The organism is Pseudomonas cremoricolorata DSM 17059 = NBRC 16634, assembly GCF_000425745.1.
GTDB lineage: Bacteria > Pseudomonadota > Gammaproteobacteria > Pseudomonadales > Pseudomonadaceae > Aquipseudomonas > Aquipseudomonas cremoricolorata.
In genome coordinates, this window is the sequence record NZ_AUEA01000006.1 from 282964 (window position 1) to 301013 (window position 18050).

Sequence of the window (18050 nt, forward strand, 5' to 3'; positions counted from 1 at the left end):
TTCAACGCGATGAAGTCATGCAGGCGGATGACTGAACAAGCCAATTCACCGAGTGATGCGCCCCAATCAAGGATGCCTTCTACATTGGGCATCGATCAGGCTGATGCGGCATGAGCTCAGGGGATCTGGCAGTTCGGCGATGGCCGGACCTCTGCGCATCGGGCGGGATTGGCAGACCGATGAACCCAAGGTATAAACCTCGGCGAGCGGCACTTCGCCATCATCCACAGATAGGACATCAGAATGAAAAAGCTAGCGGGCGTACTTGCCCTGATCGGCATCCTGCAAGGTTGCGCCTCGGTGCCAATGGGGGACTCGGTAGCAGATAGCGAGATGAAGCGCTTCGTCGCTCCGACAGATATGTCGAGGATCTACATCTATCGCAATGAGCTCTTCGGGGGTGGCATCAAGATGAATGTGATGGTCGACGGCCGGGTGATCGGTGCCACGTCGGCGCATACCTATCTGGTGGCAGATGTGCCGCCCGGTGCCCACACCATTGCCTCCGACGCCGAAAACCTGGTCATGCTCAAGATCGACACCCAGCCCGGCAAGAATGTCTATATCTGGCAAGAAGTGAAAATGGGCTTGGGCTATGCCCGCAGCAGGCTGCATCTGGTGTCTGAGGCCGAGGGCAAGAAAGGCGTTCTCGAAACCAAGCTGGCAGGCGCTTTGTAAGCGGTGCTACATCAAGGACTCAGGGCAGTGAATGCGCCCATCACGGCCCTGCGGAGTCAGTCATCCAAGCGACCAGGGACTTCAACCCCGCATGAAACATGGCGTCCCAGGCAGGACTTGAACCTGCAACCTTCCCCTTAGGAGGGGGATGCTCTATCCAATTGAGCTACTGAGACCAAAGCGTTGCGCCGAACGAGCGCCAGCGCGGACGGCGTGCATGTTAACCAGCACACGCCCGTTTGTCATGTGCGAATCAGGCGATTGGCCTGTAAGCCATTTCCTGGGGTAGCGTTCAATCCCGCTGCTCGATGATTCCTTCTTCCTGCAACAGCGCAAGCAGGCCCTCCACCGCCTGGCTCAATTCACCAGAGTTCTCCAGGCGACGCACGTCGGGGATGTCTTCGACACGCCACATCATGCTGCGCGCCAGTCGCTGCTCGATGGCTTCGGGCGTCTCACGACCGCGGGCCAGCAAGCGCTCACGCAAGGACTGCGGGCTCACCTCCAGGTAAATCACCAAGGCCTGCGGATAGCGCTCGCGGGCCTGCGCCAGATGCCCGCGGGAGCCATTGACCACTACCGACCTGCCCTGCTCCAGCCAGGCATCGAGCTGCCGAGTGATGCCGTACTGCAGGCCATTGGCCTGCCAATGCAGGGCGAACATGTTCTGCTGGCGCATTTCATCGAACTGCTGTTCAGTGACCGCCACCGCCTGTTCGCCAACCGCTTCGGCGGAGCGAGTGATCACCCGCTGGGCGATCTCGACCTCCTGCGTCTGCAACACCGGCCTGGCGGCCTCCAGCAGCGAGTCCTTGCCAGCACCCGAAGGACCGACCAGCAAAACCAGCCGCCCATATTCTCTTGCGCAACCACTTGCCAGATGCCGGATCGCCACTACGCTCACCTCAGGGTATTCCTACAGATTTCTTGATTTTAACGACGCATTATCGACTGTTACACGATCTTTACGACAACATGCTTACTCGCGTCGATACGATGAAAAGGCTTTCACTTTTCTAACCAGTGCGCATTTCTGATAATAGGTACTGGCAAAAAGCCTTTACCCGGCTCACTATTTGTCACAGATTTGACGCCAAGGAACCGGCGACCCTGAGACACTATAGGTACCCTTGTCCACGCAGCGGTTGAACATTTTGCAGTCGTCGCGGTCGTACCATCAACGCGCGGGCAATCTGAGAACCGCTCCCCCTGAACCAGAAGAACCGGTCAATTTATATGCGCCCAATGAAACAGGCTGTTTACTCAAGCCGCACCGCTGACAAATTCGTCGTCCGCCTGCCAGACGGAATGCGTGAGCGCATTGCCGAAGTAGCGCGCAACCACCACCGCAGCATGAACTCCGAGATCATCGCCCGCCTCGAGCAAAGCCTTATTCAGGAAGGCGCTCTGGGTGAAGAATTGAGCATGCGCCTGGACAGCCCTGAGCTGAGCCTGCACGAACGCGAACTGCTGCAACGCTTCCGTCAGCTGTCCCACCGCCAGCAGAACGCCTTGGTAGCGCTGATCGCCCACGACGTTGAAATGGCTGCCGACGCTTCCTGATCCAATCGTCAAGCAGCAAAAAGCCAGCTTTCGCTGGCTTTTTTGTGCCTGTCGGTTGGCGATGATCAGAGCAGGAAGATGGTCGCAAGCCCCAGGAAAATGAAGAACCCGCCGCTGTCGGTGACCGCGGTGATCATTACACTGGCGCCCATGGCCGGATCGCGCCCCAAACGCATCAGGGTCATGGGAATCAGCACGCCCATCAGCGCTGCCAGCAGCAGGTTGAGGGTCATCGCACCGGTCATCACCACACCCAGCGACCAACTGCCGTAGAGCCAATAGGCGACCGCGCCGATCACCCCACCCCAGACCAGGCCATTGATCAGCGCCACGGCCAGCTCCTTGCGCATCAGCCGTGCGGTGTTGCCCGGACTGACCTGATCCAGCGCCATGGCGCGCACGATCATGGTGATGGTCTGGTTGCCCGAGTTGCCACCAATGCCCGCTACGATCGGCATCAGCGCGGCCAGTGCGACCAGCTTTTCGATAGAGCCTTCAAACAGACCAATGACCCTCGAGGCGAGGAAGGCGGTGATCAGGTTGATCGCAAGCCACGCCCAACGGTTGCGCAGCGAGCGCCAGACCGAGGCGAAGATGTCTTCTTCTTCGCGCAGACCGGCCATGTTGAGCACTTCGCTCTCGCTCTCTTCGCGGATCAGGTCGACCATTTCATCGATGGTCAGACGGCCGATGAGGCGATCGCTCTTGTCAACGACGGGTGCCGAGACCAAGTCATAACGCTCGAAGGCCTGTGCCGCGTCATAGCCATCTTCCTCGGGACGGAAGCTGACCGGATCGGTCGCCATGACCTCCGCCACCTTCTTGTCCGGGTCGTTGACCAGCAGTCGCTTGATCGGCAACACGCCCTTGAGGATACCGTCGTAATCGACCACGAACAGCTTGTCGGTATGGTTGGGCAGCTCCTTGAGGCGGCGCAGGTAACGCAGCACCACTTCCAGGCTGACGTCTTCGCGGATGGTCACCATCTCGAAGTCCATCAGCGCACCGATCTGCTCCTCGTCGTAGCTCAGCGCCGAACGTACACGCTCGCGTTGCTGGGCATCGAGGGTTTCCATCAGCTCATGGACGACGTCACGGGGCAGCTCGGGCGCCAGGTCCGCCAGTTCGTCGGCGTCCATTTCCTTGGCGGCTGCGAGCAGCTCGTGATCGTCCATGTCGGCGATCAGGGTTTCCCGGACGGCGTCCGAGACTTCCAGCAGAATGTCGCCATCGCGGTCCGAGCGCACCAGCTGCCAGACCGTCAGGCGGTCTTCCAGGGGCAAGGCTTCGAGGATGTAGGCGACGTCGGCCGGGTGAAGGTCGTCGAGCTTGCGTTGCAGCTCGACCAGGTTCTGCCGGTGCACCAGGTTTTCCACGAGATCGTGGTGCGGGCTTTCCTGGCAGTGCGTGAGGTCTTCGACGATGCGCTGGCGTTGCAGCAGCTCGATGACCTGGGCAAGGCGGTCTTGCAGGCTTTCCTGCGCTTTCTTTACTTCGATTTCGGTCATAGGCGAACTCCACTCCCAGCAGCGGAGCACGCCGGGAGAATCAATCGGTCAGATCAGGCTTGATGAGGCTTATCGACAAGTAACTACTGGGTAAGTCCATGGTGGGATTCCACAAGCCCCGGCGGGGCTGACGGGCGCAATCATACACTGCCCAAGCGGCTGGTTCGCTTAATTTTTTCGAATAGAACAAGCGCTTGCAGACTAAAGCTGTGACAACACACACGACATTCCGTGCGGCACACGGGAGTCTGGAATGACCGTTGTAGGGCAGTTTAGCGAGGGGATTGGACAGAAACATGAATCGCGGGCAATAAAAAGCCCGCTTGATCAAGCGGGCTTCTTTGAAAGTGGCGGACCCAAGAGGATTCGAACCTCTGACCGCTCGGTTCGTAGCCGAGTACTCTATCCAGCTGAGCTATGGGTCCGTGATGGTAGTTTTTGACCAGATTACCACTGGCTGATGAAGTTGCCTTGATGTTCAAAGCCACTTCAAAAGTGGCGGACCCAAGAGGATTCGAACCTCTGACCGCTCGGTTCGTAGCCGAGTACTCTATCCAGCTGAGCTATGGGTCCGTGTCTTGCTGCGCATTATAGTTTGCTGAGCGTATTTTCCAAGCTATTTTTCGTTTAAATTCAACGACTTAACAACTTCAACGATTTCAGCAAGCCTTGCGAAATAATGGCGGTGAGGGGGGGATTCGAACCCCCGATACCCTTGTGAGGTATACTCCCTTAGCAGGGGAGCGCCTTCGGCCACTCGGCCACCTCACCGCAACACGGGGCGTATATTAACCAGACCCCTCCCCGTTTGCAAACCTTTTTTCTAAAAAAAACCGATAAAAATTAAAGGCTTGGTTCGTCGTCCTTCTCTTTCTTGATCCGCAGGTAGATTTCCTCACGGTGCACGGCCACTTCCTTGGGCGCGCTGACACCGATACGAACCTGGTTGCCTTTGACTCCCAGAACGGTAACGGTGATCTCACCGTCTCCAATGATCAGGCTCTCGGCGCACCGACGAGTCAGAATCAACATAGCTTTCTCCTCAAACAATCAATCAGGGATAACAGTCATTGTGCAGCAGGGCCGAAGCCCATTGAACGGTCGTGCCGGCAAGGACAGGAGCAGGCACGAGCGCCAGAAACGCGAAAGGGCGCGGCAAGCCGCGCCCTTTTCAGGGGCGTGTCACTCGCCCTGGCGGGCAGGCGCGTCCAGCTCGAAAGCCGTGTGCAACGCACGCACAGCGAGTTCCAGATACTTCTCTTCGATCACCACCGACACCTTGATCTCCGAGGTGGAGATCATCTGAATGTTGATGGTCTCCTTGGCCAGGGCCTCGAACATGCGGCTGGCAACGCCTGCGTGGGAGCGCATGCCAACGCCGACGATCGACACCTTGGCGATCTTCAGGTCACCGATCACTTCACGCGCACCGATTTCACGGGCGGTGTTTTCCAGCACGCTCAGCGCCTTCTCGTACTCGTTGCGGTGCACGGTGAAGGTGAAGTCAGTGGTGTTATCGTGGGCCACGTTCTGCACGATCATGTCGACTTCGATGTTCGAAGCACTGATCGGGCCGAGGATCTTGAACGCCACACCCGGGGTATCGGGTACACCGCGAATGGTCAGCTTGGCCTCATCGCGATTGAAAGCGATACCGGAGATGATCGGCTGTTCCATGGATTCCTCTTCGTCAATGGTGATGAGGGTGCCCGGACCCTCCTTGAAGCTGTGCAGCACGCGCAGCGGAACGTTGTACTTGCCGGCGAATTCCACCGAGCGAATCTGCAGCACCTTGGAACCGAGGCTGGCCATTTCCAGCATCTCTTCGAAGGTGATCTTCTCCAGGCGCTGAGCCTGGGGCACCACACGTGGATCGGTGGTGTAGACGCCATCGACATCGGTGTAGATCTGGCACTCGGCAGCGTTCAGGGCCGCTGCCAGGGCAACGCCGGTAGTGTCCGAACCGCCACGCCCGAGGGTGGTAATGTTGCCGTGTTCGTCGACGCCCTGGAAACCTGCGACCACCACCACGCGGCCGGCCGTGAGGTCGGCGCGGATCTTCTGGTCGTCGATTTGCAGGATACGCGCCTTGTTGTGCGCGCTGTCGGTGAGGATGCGTACCTGATTGCCGGTATAGGACACAGCCGGCACGCCGCGCTTGATCAGGGCCATCACCAGCAGCGCGATGGTCACCTGCTCGCCCGTGGACACGATCACGTCCAGCTCGCGTGGGTCGGGCTTGTCGCTGATCTGCCTGGCCAGGTCGATCAGGCGATTGGTTTCGCCGCTCATGGCCGACAGCACGACCACCAGGTCATCGCCCGCCTCGCGGAATTTCTTGACCTTGTCGGCAACCTGCTCGATCCGCTCGATGGATCCGACAGAGGTACCGCCAAATTTCTGTACGATCAACGCCATTTCAAAGGTGCCTCAGCCCCCCAGGGGCCCCAGTAAACAATCCATCATGGGGCATGCGCCACCGCGGTCGAAGGCGCTGCCGGCACGGGCAGACGGCTCGACACGCAGCAGCGCACGCCCCATCTCAAAGTCCCTGCTCGGCGAATGGCACGGCCAGGGCCAGGGCCTTGTCCAGAGCAGCGACGTCCACGCCGCCGCCCTGGGCCATGTCCGGACGACCACCGCCTTTGCCGCCCACTGCTGCGGCGGCTTGCTTCATCAGGTCGCCAGCCTTGAGTTGGCTGGAGAGGTCCTTGGTCACGCCGGCCACCAGCACGACCTTGCCCTCATGCTCGCTGCCCAGCAGGATCACTGCGTGGCCGAGCTTGTTCTTCAACTGATCGACCAACGCCAGGAGTGCCTTGCCGTCCTGCCCGTCGAGACGAGCGGCGAGCACCTTGGCGCCCTTGACCGCAACCGCCGCGTTGGAGAGATCATCCCCGGCGGCGCTGGCGGCCTTGGCCTGCAACTGTTCCAGTTGCTTTTCCAGCTGACGGTTGCGCTCGAGCACCGCCGACAGCTTGTCGATCAGGTTGTCACGGTTACCCTTGACCAGCTGCGCGGCTTCCTTGACCTGCTCTTCGGCAGCGTTCAGGTAGGCCAGCGCCGCTGCGCCGGTGACCGCTTCGATACGGCGCACGCCGGAGGCGACGCCGCCTTCGCTGATGATCTTGAACACACTGATGTCGCCGGTGCGCTTGGCGTGGATGCCACCGCACAGCTCGACCGAGAAGTCGCCGCCCATGCTCAGCACACGCACGGTATCACCGTACTTCTCACCGAACAGCGCCATGGCGCCCTTGCGCTTGGCAGTCTCGATGTCGGTTTCTTCGGTGAGCACTTCGGTGTTGCGACGGATCTCGCGGTTGACGATGTCTTCCAGCGCCTTGATCTGCTCAGGCTTGACCGCCTCGAAGTGGCTGAAGTCGAAGCGCAGGCGCTGGCTGTCGACCAGCGAGCCTTTCTGCTGCACATGCTCGCCGAGCACCTGACGCAGCGCTTCGTGCAGCAGGTGGGTGGCCGAGTGGTTGAGCGAGGTGGCCTGTTGCACCTGGGCCTCGACCCGCGCCTGAACCTCGGCGCCTTGTGCCAGCGCACCTCTGGCCATGATGCCGTGGTGCAGGAAGGCGCCGCCGGTCTTGGTGGTGTCACGCACCTCGAAGCGAGCACCGCCCACCTCCAGTACCCCAACGTCGCCGATCTGGCCGCCCGACTCACCGTAGAACGGCGTACGGTCGAGAATCACCACGCCCTCTTCGCCTTCGCCCAGCTGCTCGACGGCCTGGCCGTCCTTGTACAGGGCAACGACCTTGCCCTGGCCTTCGGTGGCGGCGTAGCCGAGGAACTCGGTGGCGGTGTCGACCTTGACCAGGCTGTTGTAGTCCATGCCGAACGCGCTGGCGGAGCGGGCGCGCTCACGCTGGGCGTCCATTTCACGCTCGAAGCCTGCCTCGTCGATGGTCAGCTCGCGCTCACGGGCGATGTCGGCGGTCAGGTCCATGGGGAAGCCGTAGGTGTCGTAAAGCTTGAACACCACATCGCCCGGAACCACGTTGCCAGCCAACTGCGCGAGGTCTTGCTCGAGAATCCGCAGGCCCTGCTCGAGGGTCTTGGCGAACTGCTCTTCCTCGGCCTTGAGCACGCGCTCGATGTGCGCCTGCTGGCTCTTGAGTTCGGGGAAGGCATCGCCCATCTCGGCCACCAGGGCCGCGACGATCTGGTAGAAGAAGCTGCCCTTGGCGCCGAGCTTGTTACCGTGACGGCAGGCGCGACGGATGATCCGGCGCAGCACATAGCCGCGGCCTTCGTTGGACGGCAGCACGCCATCGGCGATGAGGAAGCCGCACGAGCGAATGTGGTCGGCCACCACCTTGAGCGAAGCCTGCGCATCGTTGCTGCAGCCAATGGCCTTGGCCGAGGCGGCGAGCAAGCTCTGGAACAGGTCGATCTCGTAGTTCGAATGCACGTGCTGCAACACCGCGCTGATCCGCTCCAGGCCCATACCGGTGTCCACCGACGGCGCTGGCAGCGGGTGCAGCACGCCGTCGGCGGTGCGGTTGAACTGCATGAAGACGTTGTTCCAGATTTCGATGTAGCGGTCGCCGTCTTCTTCCGGCGAGCCGGGCGGGCCGCCCCAGATGTCGGCGCCGTGGTCGTAGAAGATTTCCGTGCACGGGCCACACGGGCCGGTATCGCCCATGGTCCAGAAGTTGTCGGAAGCGTACGGCGCGCCCTTGTTGTCACCGATACGGACCATGCGCTCGGCAGGCACGCCGACTTCTTTGGTCCAGATGTCATAGGCTTCGTCGTCGGTGGCGTAGACCGTGACCCAGAGCTTGTCCTTGGGCAGGTTCAGCCATTTTTCCGAGGTCAGGAAGGTCCAGGCGAAGGTGATCGCGTCGCGCTTGAAATAGTCGCCGAAGCTGAAGTTGCCGAGCATTTCGAAGAAGGTATGGTGACGCGCGGTGTAGCCGACGTTTTCCAGGTCGTTGTGCTTGCCACCGGCGCGAACGCACTTCTGGCTGCTGACTGCACGGGTGTAAGCGCGTTTTTCCTGGCCGAGGAAGCAGTCCTTGAACTGGTTCATGCCGGCATTGGTGAATAGCAGGGTCGGGTCATTGCCCGGGATCAGCGAGCTTGACGCCACTCGGGTGTGACCCTGCTCTTCGAAGAAGCGAAGGAAGGCTTCACGGATTTCTGCGCTTTTCATAGGTTCTTCCACGGAAACGGCGGCCCCTTGGGGCAAACGCGTCGACGAAACGACGGCAAAGGGCCGCATTATATCGGTCCTGCAAGCTCGGTGCAGTGTGTTTTATGCGTTGGAAAGCGTCGAATGAACGGCTTTTCAGGCGGATGCGAAGCAAAACGGCATGCCGCGATGCTAAATGCAGCCTCTCGCCACTGGCAAGCCAATTACCGCCCAAGGCAGGGGAAAAGGAAACAGGCGGCGAATTAAAAGGTTTTCATGCGCCGGCGCGAAGTTGCCCCGGGTGGCCCCCGCTCAGCCCAGCTCGCTGTCGCTTGCCGGCACGATGAGGATGCCCGCGCGCAGGCCGTTGCGCACATGCGGGTTGGGGAAGATGATGCGCGCGCCCTGCTCTTGCACCACCCAGCGGCTGTGCGCCAGGTCTTCGGCGAGCAAATAGCCGGGGGCCAGTTCGGAGAAGTTTTCGATATCGTCAGGCAAGTGCAGCTGAAACTGATCGCTGTGCTTGATCACCTCGCGCGCCACGCTGAACAACTGCAGACCCTCGAGCGACTCATCGATGGCCGGCTCGCAGCCCTCGATCAGTTGCTCCAGGCGCAGACGCAGGCGATCGAGATCGACCACTCCGTTATGGCCGAACGGGCGTGCCTTGCCCAGCTCGAGCGTGAAAGCCTCGGCGCCCAGCCGCTCGTAGGTGAAGGCGCTGAAGGTGATCGACGACTTGCGCTGCAACAGCACCGCCTGCACCCCGGCGGCCTTGAGCCGAGCCAGTTCGCGGCGCGAATGGGCACGACCCTCCTGGTACGGGTACAGGGCGAACTGCTCGATCTTCGAGCCACGAATGGCGGTGTGCAGGTCGTAATGCAGGCGGCTGCGCTCGGGGACGCTGAAGAATACCCGGGCGAACTGCTCGAGCTCGGCGGCACGCATGGCTTCAACGCCGCTGGCAGACTCGTGGCGGCCGTTGAACAGGCGGTTGATGTCGTGCTCGACATAGCGCTCGCCGCGGCGAATCGCCGCCGGATTGCCGAACAGAAAGAGGATTCGCGCACGCGGCTTGAGCCGGCCGCTGGCAACGGCGCCGAGCAGTTCGTCGAGCAGCTCGATGGGCGCGGTCTCGTTGCCGTGGATACCCGCCGAAAGCAGCAGGTCGAGGCCGTTGTCGGTGGCCGCGGGCGGGCGCACTTCCAGGGCGCCCTCGCCGAGCCAGCGCAGGCGCACGCCCTCGACAGTCACTTGGGTCTTGTCGGCCGGCTCGCGGCCGGCCAGGGTCAGTTCAAGCAATTTGCCGAGGGAAAGCATAGGGCGCTTCCTTTAGTGGTGATGACCGCAATCAGGGCCGTGCACGTGATCGTCTTCGTCGATCTCGGCGGCTTCCATTTCCAGTTGCAGGCTGACCAGGTTGGTGGCCATCGGCCGCAGCAACAGGTTGGCGTACTCGCTGTCACCCTCGGCGACATCGACACCGATCAGCAACTGGCCGCGGCCATCCTGCTGAATCCAGACTTCCTTGCCTTGCCACAGCACGGCAAAACGGTTGCAGGAGGTTTCCAGCTGGGTGCCATCGTCATCTTCGAGGATCAGGCGCAGAGCATCGGACATTACAGGGTCTCTCTTCAAGGTTGGCGTTGGAACGGATAGACCGCGCCCAACTGGAGGATTCGGGTCAGCTCATCGAGGGCGCAGCGCGACTCGTCGAGCAGGTGTGGGTCAGCCAGGTCGGCGTCGGTGAGGCGGTCGCGGTAGTGCCGCTCGACCCAGTGCAGCAAGGTGGTGTAGAGGGCGTCATCGAGGATCACCGCAGGATTGACCGCCGCCAGCTCCGCCGCGTTGAGCGCCACGCGCAAGCGCAGGCATGCCGGACCGCCACCATTGCGCATGCTCTGCTTGAGGTCGAACACCTCGATCTGGCGAACCGGCCCGCCCTGGGCCAGCAGCTCGCCGAGGTAGCCCCAGACCCGTGGATTGTTGCGGCACTCTTCCGGTACCACCAGCAGCATCGAGCCGTCATCGCGGCTGAGCAACTGGCTGTTGAACAGGTACGAACCCACTGCATCCTGCACACTCACCGTCGCGCGCGGCACGTCGATGGTGTGCAGTTGTCCGCCGCGGGCGGCGAGCTTGGATTGCAACTCACCAAGCATCGCTTCGCTGTTGAGGAATGCGTCCTGGTGGTGAAACAGCACTTGGCCGTTGCCCACGGCGATCACATCGTTGTGAAACACGCCCTGATCGATCACCGCTGGGTTCTGCTGGGCGAACACCACGCCATCAGTGCTCAAGCCATGCAGCCGGGCCACCGCCTGCGACGCTTCCAGGGTCTGCCGTGCCGGGTAGACGCTGGGCGCCGGCAAGCGGCTGTCGAAGGCGCTGCGCCCATAGACGAACAACTCCACCCCGGCCTCGCCATGACTTTTGCAAAAGCGCGTGTGGTTGGCCGCGCCTTCATCGCCGAACTGCGCCACCGCCGGCAAGGCCGGGTGATGGGCGAAGTGCCGCGGGTCGTTGAACATGGCCTGCAGCACGCGACTGGTGGTCGGGTGTTCGAGGCTGCGGTGGTACTTGCAATTGAGGTTGGCGGCGGTGAAATGCACCCGGCCATCGGCGGTGTCGGCACTGGGGCTGACCGTGGCGGCGTTGGCGACCCACATGCTCGACGCCGAACAGCTGGCGATCAGCAGCGGCATGGCTTCACGGGCAGCGCGGCGAATCACCTCGGCATCGCTGCCGGTGAAACCCAGGCCACGCAAGGCGGCGATGTCGGGGCGCTCCTGAGGCGCGAGCACGCCCTGGACAAACCCCATGTCGGCCAGCGCTTTCATTTTCGCCAGGCCCTGACGCGCCGCTTCGCGCGGATTGGAGCCTTGCTGGCTGTTGCTCTGCGAGGCCACGTTGCCGTACGACAGCCCGCCATAGTTGTGGGTTGGCCCGACCAGGCCGTCAAAATTCACCTCGAAGGCGTTCATGGGCAAGCCTCCACCGCGCGGGTCATAGGCTCACCCCGGGGCTCAGGGTGGCTGGCAGGCTCAGTTGCGCGGTTTCCAGCGAGGCCACCGGGTAGGCGCAGTAGTCGGCCGCGTAATAGGCACTGGCGCGGTGGTTGCCACTGGCGCCGACACCGCCGAACGGTGCGCTGCTGGCCGCGCCGGTCAAGGGTTTGTTCCAGTTGACGATGCCGGCCCGGCTGCGCAGCCAGAACTGCTGGTAACGCTCAGCCGAATCCGACAGCAGACCGGCTGCCAGGCCATAGCGGGTGGCATTGGCCAGATCGATCGCCTGGTCGAAATCATCGTAACGGCTCACCTGCAACAGCGGGCCGAACCACTCTTCGTCGCGCGGCGCGGCGATGCCGCTGACATCGATGATGCCGGGTGTGAGCAGCGCCGCACCGGGCTGCGGCTGGGTCATTGCCAGCAACGCGACCCCGCCGCTGGCCAGCAGCTCGGCCTGAGCAGCCAGCAGCGTCTGCGCGGCGTCCAGGGAAATCACCGCCCCCATGAACGGCGCCGGCTGTTCATCGAAGGCGCCGACCTTGAGCGTGCGACACACCTGCACCAGGCGTTCGAGCAGCGCATCGCCCCAGGCCCCGCAGGGCACCAGCAGGCGGCGGGCACAGGTGCAGCGCTGCCCTGCCGAAGCGAACGCCGACTGCACGATGACATACACCGCGGCGTCCAGATCAGCCACCTCCTCCACCAGCAACGGGTTGTTGCCGCCCATTTCCAGGGCAAGAATTTTCTCGGCACGCCCGCCGAACTGCTGATGCAAGGCGGTGCCGGTGGCGCTGGAACCGGTAAAGAACAGCCCATCGATGCCCTCGCTGGCGGCCAGGGCAATGCCGGTGTCACGTCCGCCCTGCACCAGGTTGAGCACCCCCGCCGGCAGGCCGGCAGCAATCCAGCAGTCGAGGGTCAGTTGCGCGACCTTCGGGGTCAGTTCACTGGGCTTGAACACCACGCAATTACCCGCCAGCAGCGCCGGAACGATGTGCCCATTGGGCAAATGCCCAGGGAAGTTGTACGGCCCGAACACCGCCACCACCCCATGCGGCTTGTGCCGCAGCGCGGCCGTGGCATCGCCCAGCGGCGCCTGCTTCTCACCGGTGCGCTGGTGATAGCTCTGCACGGAAATCGCTACCTTGTTGACCATGCTGGTGACTTCGGTGGCGGCCTCCCACAGCGGCTTGCCGGTTTCCTCGCCAATGCACTGGGCCAGCAGCTCGGCATTGGCCTTGAGCTGTTCGGCGAAGGCTTCGAGCAGTTTGACCCGGGCATCCAGGCCCAGCTGTGCCCAGGCGGGGAACGCCTGGCGCGCCGCCTGCACCGCCGCCTCGACCTGACTTGCCGAGGCGCTCTGCCCCTGCCACAGCACGGCCTGGGTCACCGGGTTGCGCGATTGCAGCGGGCTGCCCTGGCCGACCTGCCAACTGCCGCCCAGATAATGGGTGGTCATGGCCGTGACTCCCTGGGCACCGACAGCGGCACCGCACGCACGTGGTCGCCAGCGCCCAGACGCAGGCGCTTGGCAGCCTGCGGGTCGACCACCAGGGTGCCTGCGGCAAAGCGCGCCGGGGCCGCGGTGATGCGGCAGTCTTCACGCTTGCGGTTGTGGATCAGGTAGGTGGTGGCGTCATCGCCGGGCGTGCCGACCGCCAGCACCAGGGTCTGGCTGTCGCGCACGCCGCGAATCTTCGCGGTTTCGCACTCGATGGCAGGGCCCGCGTCGAAGATGTCGACGTAACCCTGGTGGGTGAAACCCTCGCGCTCAAGCATCGCCAGGGCGGGCTCGGTATCGGCATGCACCCGGCCAATGACGTTGCGCGCCGCTTCCGACAGGAAGCAGGTGTACAGCGGAAAGCGCGGCATCAGCTCGGCGATGAAGGCGCGATTGCCGATGCCGGTGAGGTAATCGGCCTGGCTGAATTCCATCTTGAAAAAATGCCGCCCCAGGCTCTCCCAGAACGGCGAGCGCCCTGAGGCGTCACACATGCCGCGCATTTCAGCGATGACCTTCTTGCCGAACAGCGCACTGAATTCGGCGATGAACAACAGCCGCGCCTTGGCCAGCAAACCGCCGTTCAGGCCGCTGCGGTAATCGCCACGCAGAAACAGCGAGCACAGCTCGGAATTGCCGGTCAGGTCGTTGGCCAGAAACAGCGTGGGAATCTCGCGGAAGATCTTCAGCTCTTGCGAGGCGCTGACGGTCAGCCCGACCCGGTAGTTGTACCAGGGCTCACGCAGGCCGACGCCGCCGGCGATGGCGGAGATACCGATCACCAGACCTTCGTCGTTCTCCAGCACGAACAGGTAATCGGCGTCGCCACGCTCCAGCTCACCGCGAAAGCTCTTCTCGGCCAGCGCCACACGCTGGGCCAGACGCTCTTCGTTGGCGGGCAAGGTGGTCAGCCCGGTGGTGCCGGCGCTGCGGGCCAACTCGATCAGCGCGGGCAGGTCACTGCTGCGAACGGGACGAACGATCATGCTATCTCCTTGTGCGGTGGCCGGTGCCTGCCGCGAAACTCACTGTAGGCAGGCGCTCAGACGGCAACCAGGCGCACGCTGTCTTCATCGCCCACACCCAGCGCATCGGCGGCTTCGATATTCAGGACCAGCGGCTGGCCGGGGCTCCAGTCGAGCTCCAGGACCACGGCACGAAACTCCTGCAACTGGCCGTTGCACACCAGGTATGGACGCGTGCCGCCAGCGGCCCTGGCCTGCACGCTGACTGCAGCCACCTGGCTCTGGGCGATCGAACGAATGCCCGAGGTTCGCGCGTGCAGGGTCGGGCCACCATCGAAGATGTCGATGTAGTGCTCGGTTTCGAAGCCTTCGCGCATGAGGATGTCGAAGGTGATCTGCGCCCGCGGATGCACCTGGCCCATGGCTTCCTGGGCCTTGTCCGGCAGCAAGGGCACGTAGATCGGGTAGTGCGGCATCAGCTCGGCGAGAAAGGTACGGCTCTTGAGCCCGCACAGGCGCTCGGCCTCGGCGTAGTTGAGGTCGAAGAAGTTGCGCCCGATAGAATCCCAGAACGGTGAATCACCCTGCTCGTCGCTTTGCCCGACGATTTCGGTGACCACCGACTCGGCGAAACGCTCTGGATGCGCCGCCATGAACAGCAGGCGACCACGGGAGTTGAGCTCGGCCCAGGGCGTGCCGACCAGTTCCGGCAGCACGTAGAAGCTGGTCAGCAGGCTGTTGCCGGTCAGGTCGTGACACAGCGACAGCACGTGAATCTTGTTGTGGATCTTCAGCTCGCGCGAGGCGTGCACGAAGGTCTCGTTGCGAAAGCTGTAGAAGGGTTCGGAATACCCCGCCGAGGCGACGATCGCCGAGCAGCCGGCAAGCTTGCCGGTGGCGCTGTCTTCGAGGACGAAGAAGTAGCGTTCCTCACCGTTGAAGCTCACTTCGGCGGCGAACGAGGTTTCCGATACGGCGATCTTGTCGCCCAGACGACCCGCGTCGTCGGGCAACGAGGTGACACCGATGGGGCTGTCGGCAGCCAGACGCTGCACTTCATTCAGATCAGCCATCTGCGCGGGGCGCATTACCAACATGGTGTCACTCCTTTGGGAAAAAGCCGCAGCGCACCGGTCGCTGCGGGAAAACGGTGCAACCGCGACTCAGGCCTGAGTCAGGCGCGCCACGGCGCGGGCGAAGCGCTCGAGGCCTTCGTCGATATCAGCGTGTTCGATCACCAGGCTTGGCGCGAAGCGCACCACGTCGGGCCCGGCCTGGAGCACCATGACGCCTTCCTGCTCGGCGGCGTTGAGCACGTCCTTGGCCTTGCCCGCCCAGGCTGGGCTGAGCACGCAGCCGATCAACAGGCCGACGCCGCGCACCTGGCTGAACAGCTGGTGCTCTTGGCCGATCTGCTCAAGACGGCTCTTGAAGCGCTGGTGCCGTTCACGAATGCCGGCCAGGGTTTCGGGCGTGTTGACCACATCGAGCACCGCGCAGGCCACCGCGCAGCCCAGCGGGTTGCCGCCGTAGGTGGTGCCGTGGGTGCCGGGGGCGAAGTGGCTGGCCAGCGCCTCGGTGGTGAGCATGGCGCCGATCGGGAAGCCGCCGCCCAGGCTCTTGGCGCTGGTGAGGATGTCCGGGGTCACGCCAAAATGCTGGTAGGCGTACAGCGAACCCGTACGGCCGACGCCGGTCTGCACTTCGTCGAAGATCAGCAACGCGTTGTGCTCGTCGCACAGTTTGCGCGCGCCTTCCAGGTAGGCCTGGTCGGCCGGCACCACGCCGCTCTCGCCCTGAATCGGCTCGATCACCACGGCGCAGGTCTTGTCGGAGATCTGCGCCTTGAGCGCGTCCAGGTCGTTGTAGGCAACATGGCTGATGCCGGTGATTTTCGGCCCGAAGCCGTCGGAATACTTCGGCTGGCCGCCGACGCTGACGGTGAAAAGGGTGCGCCCGTGGAAGCTGTTCACGGTGGCGATGATTTCGTGCTTGTCGGCACCGAAACGGTCATGGGCCACGCGGCGGGCGAGCTTGAACGCCGCCTCGTTGGCTTCGGCGCCGGAGTTGCAGAAGAACGCGCGGTCGGCGAAGGTCGCGGCCACCAGCTTGTGCGCCAGGCGCAGTGCCGGCTCGTTGGTGAACACGTTGGACACGTGCCAGAGCGTGTTGGCCTGCTCGGTGAGCGCCTTGACCAGCGCCGGGTGGCAATGGCCGAGGGCATTGACCGCGATACCGCCAGCGAAGTCGATCAGTTCGCGCCCGGCCTGATCCCATACGCGCGAGCCCGCGCCGCGCACCGGAATGAACGCTGCCGGGGCATAGTTGGGAACCATTACTTGATCGAAGTCGGCACGTTGCACCGGGGCTTGCTCAACGGACATCGGAGTCTCCTGGAGAGGAACGCCGTCCATGGGGATGGTCAGCGTTGGGGAATTGTAAGGACTGCTCGGCGCTGACCCTTGCCGTCAGGCGACAACTTGTTACAGCGCCAAACCGGCTTTGTACCGGGCTTTCGACAATGCGACAAATGTTGTCGCAAAGGCGCAGTGTACCGACACAGCGAGGTGCGGTGAACGGGGCAGTTTGCAGATGCCTGCGGCAGTATTCATCGCGGCGCCGAGCGGGGGCTGCGACGCTGTGGCCCAAGCCGCCCTCAACCCTTCTCCACCGGCGCCGAGCTCAGCTCGAACGGGCTGCTGTTGCGCCGCTGGTTGCGGTCTTCACGGGGGGTGGCGCCGAAGAAATTACGGTAGGCGCTGGAGAAATGCGGCCCTGACGAGAACCCGCACGACAAACCGATCTGGATGATCGACTTGCTGGTCTGCATGAGCATCTGCCGCGCCTTGTTCAGCCGCAGTTCCAGGTAGTACTGGCTGGGCACGCGGCTCAGGTACTGCTTGAAGATGCGCTCGAGCTGGCGGCGCGACACGCACACATGCTGGGCGATTTCATCGGTGGTCAGCGGCTCTTCGATGTTGGCTTCCATCAGCAGCACGGCCTGGGTCAGCTTGGGGTGGCTGGAACCCAGGCGGTTCTGCAGCGGAATGCGCTGGCGTTCGCCGCCTTCACGAATGCGCTCGACCACCAGCTCTTCGGACACCGCACCTGCCAGCTCGGCGCCGTGGTCGCGGGCCAGCACCGCCAGCAGCAGGTCGGTGACGGCCATGCCGCCGCAGGCAGTGAGGCGGTCGCGGTCCCAGTCGAACAGATGGCTGGTGGCAAGCACCTTGGGGAAGCGCTCGATGAAGTCATCCTGCCAGCGCCAGTGCACCGCCGCGCGGTAGCCATCGAGCAGGCCAAGCGCTGCCAGCGGGTATACCCCGGCCGACAGCCCGCCAATCATGCAACCGGCGCGGGCGATCTGCTTGAGTGCGGCGGATAACGCAGCGCTGAGCGCCTGGGGCGGCTCATCGGCCAGCAGGAACAGCTTGTGACAGCCTTCCAGGCGCCCGTTCCACGCCTCGCCTGGCAAGCGCCAGGCGTGCTCGGCAGGCGCTTCGGCCTGGGCGAAGACCAGCTCGTAGATCACCTCCGGGTGCACCCGCTGCGCCACCTGCAAGACCTCTTCGGCCAGCGCCAGGGTCAGCGGCCGGGTGCTGGGCCAGATGAGAAAACCGATACGCTGGGTGGTCATAGAGTGCGGTCCGAAGCCTTGAGTCGTTCGAGTCGATAGCG

At 63.1% G+C, this 18050-nt stretch carries 15 protein-coding genes and 4 tRNA genes; 2 read left to right on the forward strand and 17 right to left on the reverse strand.

Translation table 11 applies throughout. The features are described from left to right. Positions 1-243: 243 nt before the first annotated feature. Positions 244-678, forward strand: coding sequence for a DUF2846 domain-containing protein (locus H618_RS0108025; protein WP_050577246.1), 435 nt, complete (start codon positions 244-246; stop codon positions 676-678). A gap of 99 nt (positions 679-777) precedes the next feature. Here H618_RS0108025 and H618_RS0108030 read toward each other — a convergent pair. Next, positions 778-854 (reverse strand) — tRNA-Arg (locus tag H618_RS0108030). 116 nt (positions 855-970) lie between these two features. Then, a complete protein-coding gene (phnN, locus tag H618_RS0108035; RefSeq protein ID WP_028694587.1) occupies positions 971-1567 on the reverse strand; it encodes a phosphonate metabolism protein/1,5-bisphosphokinase (PRPP-forming) PhnN in 597 nt (198 codons plus the stop codon). 347 nt (positions 1568-1914) lie between these two features. On the opposite strand from phnN, the gene H618_RS0108040 reads away from it, so the two are divergent. Further along, complete coding sequence (locus H618_RS0108040; protein WP_028694588.1) at positions 1915-2241, forward strand: Arc family DNA-binding protein; 327 nt, start codon at positions 1915-1917, stop codon at positions 2239-2241. 65 nt (positions 2242-2306) lie between these two features. On the opposite strand, the gene mgtE is transcribed toward H618_RS0108040, so the two are convergent. From mgtE to argR, 15 genes are all read right to left on the reverse strand, one after another. Further along, positions 2307-3749, reverse strand: a complete 1443-nt coding sequence (mgtE, locus tag H618_RS0108045; RefSeq protein ID WP_028694589.1) for a magnesium transporter — start codon at positions 3747-3749, stop codon at positions 2307-2309. Between the two features lie 348 nt (positions 3750-4097). After that, a tRNA-Arg gene (locus H618_RS0108050) sits at positions 4098-4174 on the reverse strand. A gap of 71 nt (positions 4175-4245) precedes the next feature. After that, positions 4246-4322: transfer RNA gene (locus tag H618_RS0108055), tRNA-Arg, on the reverse strand. A 107-nt stretch (positions 4323-4429) separates the two neighbouring features. Then, positions 4430-4520, reverse strand: a tRNA-Ser gene (locus H618_RS0108060). Between the two features lie 72 nt (positions 4521-4592). Then, positions 4593-4781 carry a carbon storage regulator CsrA gene (gene csrA, locus H618_RS0108065; RefSeq protein ID WP_028694590.1) on the reverse strand — a complete coding sequence of 63 codons (189 nt, stop codon included), beginning with the start codon at positions 4779-4781 and terminating at the stop codon, positions 4593-4595. A 150-nt stretch (positions 4782-4931) separates the two neighbouring features. Further along, on the reverse strand, positions 4932-6167 hold the full coding sequence (locus H618_RS0108070) for an aspartate kinase (protein ID WP_028694591.1): 1236 nt from the start codon (positions 6165-6167) through the stop codon (positions 4932-4934). Between the two features lie 124 nt (positions 6168-6291). After that, the gene (alaS, locus tag H618_RS0108075; protein WP_028694592.1) at positions 6292-8916 is read right to left on the reverse strand and encodes an alanine--tRNA ligase; all 2625 of its coding nucleotides are present in this window, start codon (positions 8914-8916) and stop codon (positions 6292-6294) included. A 291-nt stretch (positions 8917-9207) separates the two neighbouring features. Further along, positions 9208-10215, reverse strand: a complete 1008-nt coding sequence (astE, locus tag H618_RS0108080) for a succinylglutamate desuccinylase (protein WP_028694593.1) — start codon at positions 10213-10215, stop codon at positions 9208-9210. Positions 10216-10227: 12 nt separating this feature from the next. Then, on the reverse strand, positions 10228-10515 hold the full coding sequence (locus tag H618_RS0108085) for a topoisomerase II (protein WP_028694594.1): 288 nt from the start codon (positions 10513-10515) through the stop codon (positions 10228-10230). Positions 10516-10529: 14 nt separating this feature from the next. Then, on the reverse strand, positions 10530-11879 hold the full coding sequence (gene astB / locus H618_RS0108090) for an N-succinylarginine dihydrolase (protein WP_028694595.1): 1350 nt from the start codon (positions 11877-11879) through the stop codon (positions 10530-10532). 22 nt (positions 11880-11901) lie between these two features. After that, a complete protein-coding gene (gene astD / locus H618_RS0108095) occupies positions 11902-13365 on the reverse strand; it encodes a succinylglutamate-semialdehyde dehydrogenase (RefSeq protein WP_028694596.1) in 1464 nt (487 codons plus the stop codon). Then, positions 13362-14393 (reverse strand): arginine N-succinyltransferase, encoded by a 1032-nt coding sequence (gene astA, locus H618_RS0108100; RefSeq protein ID WP_028694597.1) that lies wholly within the window; start codon positions 14391-14393, stop codon positions 13362-13364. The genes astD and astA overlap by 4 nt, the downstream gene beginning before the upstream one ends. A gap of 56 nt (positions 14394-14449) precedes the next feature. Beyond that, entirely contained in the window at positions 14450-15469 is a 1020-nt protein-coding gene (aruF, locus tag H618_RS0108105; RefSeq protein ID WP_028694598.1) for an arginine/ornithine succinyltransferase subunit alpha, read from the reverse strand. Positions 15470-15535: 66 nt separating this feature from the next. Next, entirely contained in the window at positions 15536-16756 is a 1221-nt protein-coding gene (locus H618_RS0108110) for an aspartate aminotransferase family protein (protein WP_028694599.1), read from the reverse strand. Positions 16757-17028: 272 nt separating this feature from the next. Next, positions 17029-18009: a transcriptional regulator ArgR gene (gene argR / locus H618_RS0108115; protein WP_028694600.1), complete on the reverse strand. Its 981-nt coding sequence runs from the start codon at positions 18007-18009 to the stop codon at positions 17029-17031. Positions 18010-18050 lie beyond the last annotated feature (41 nt).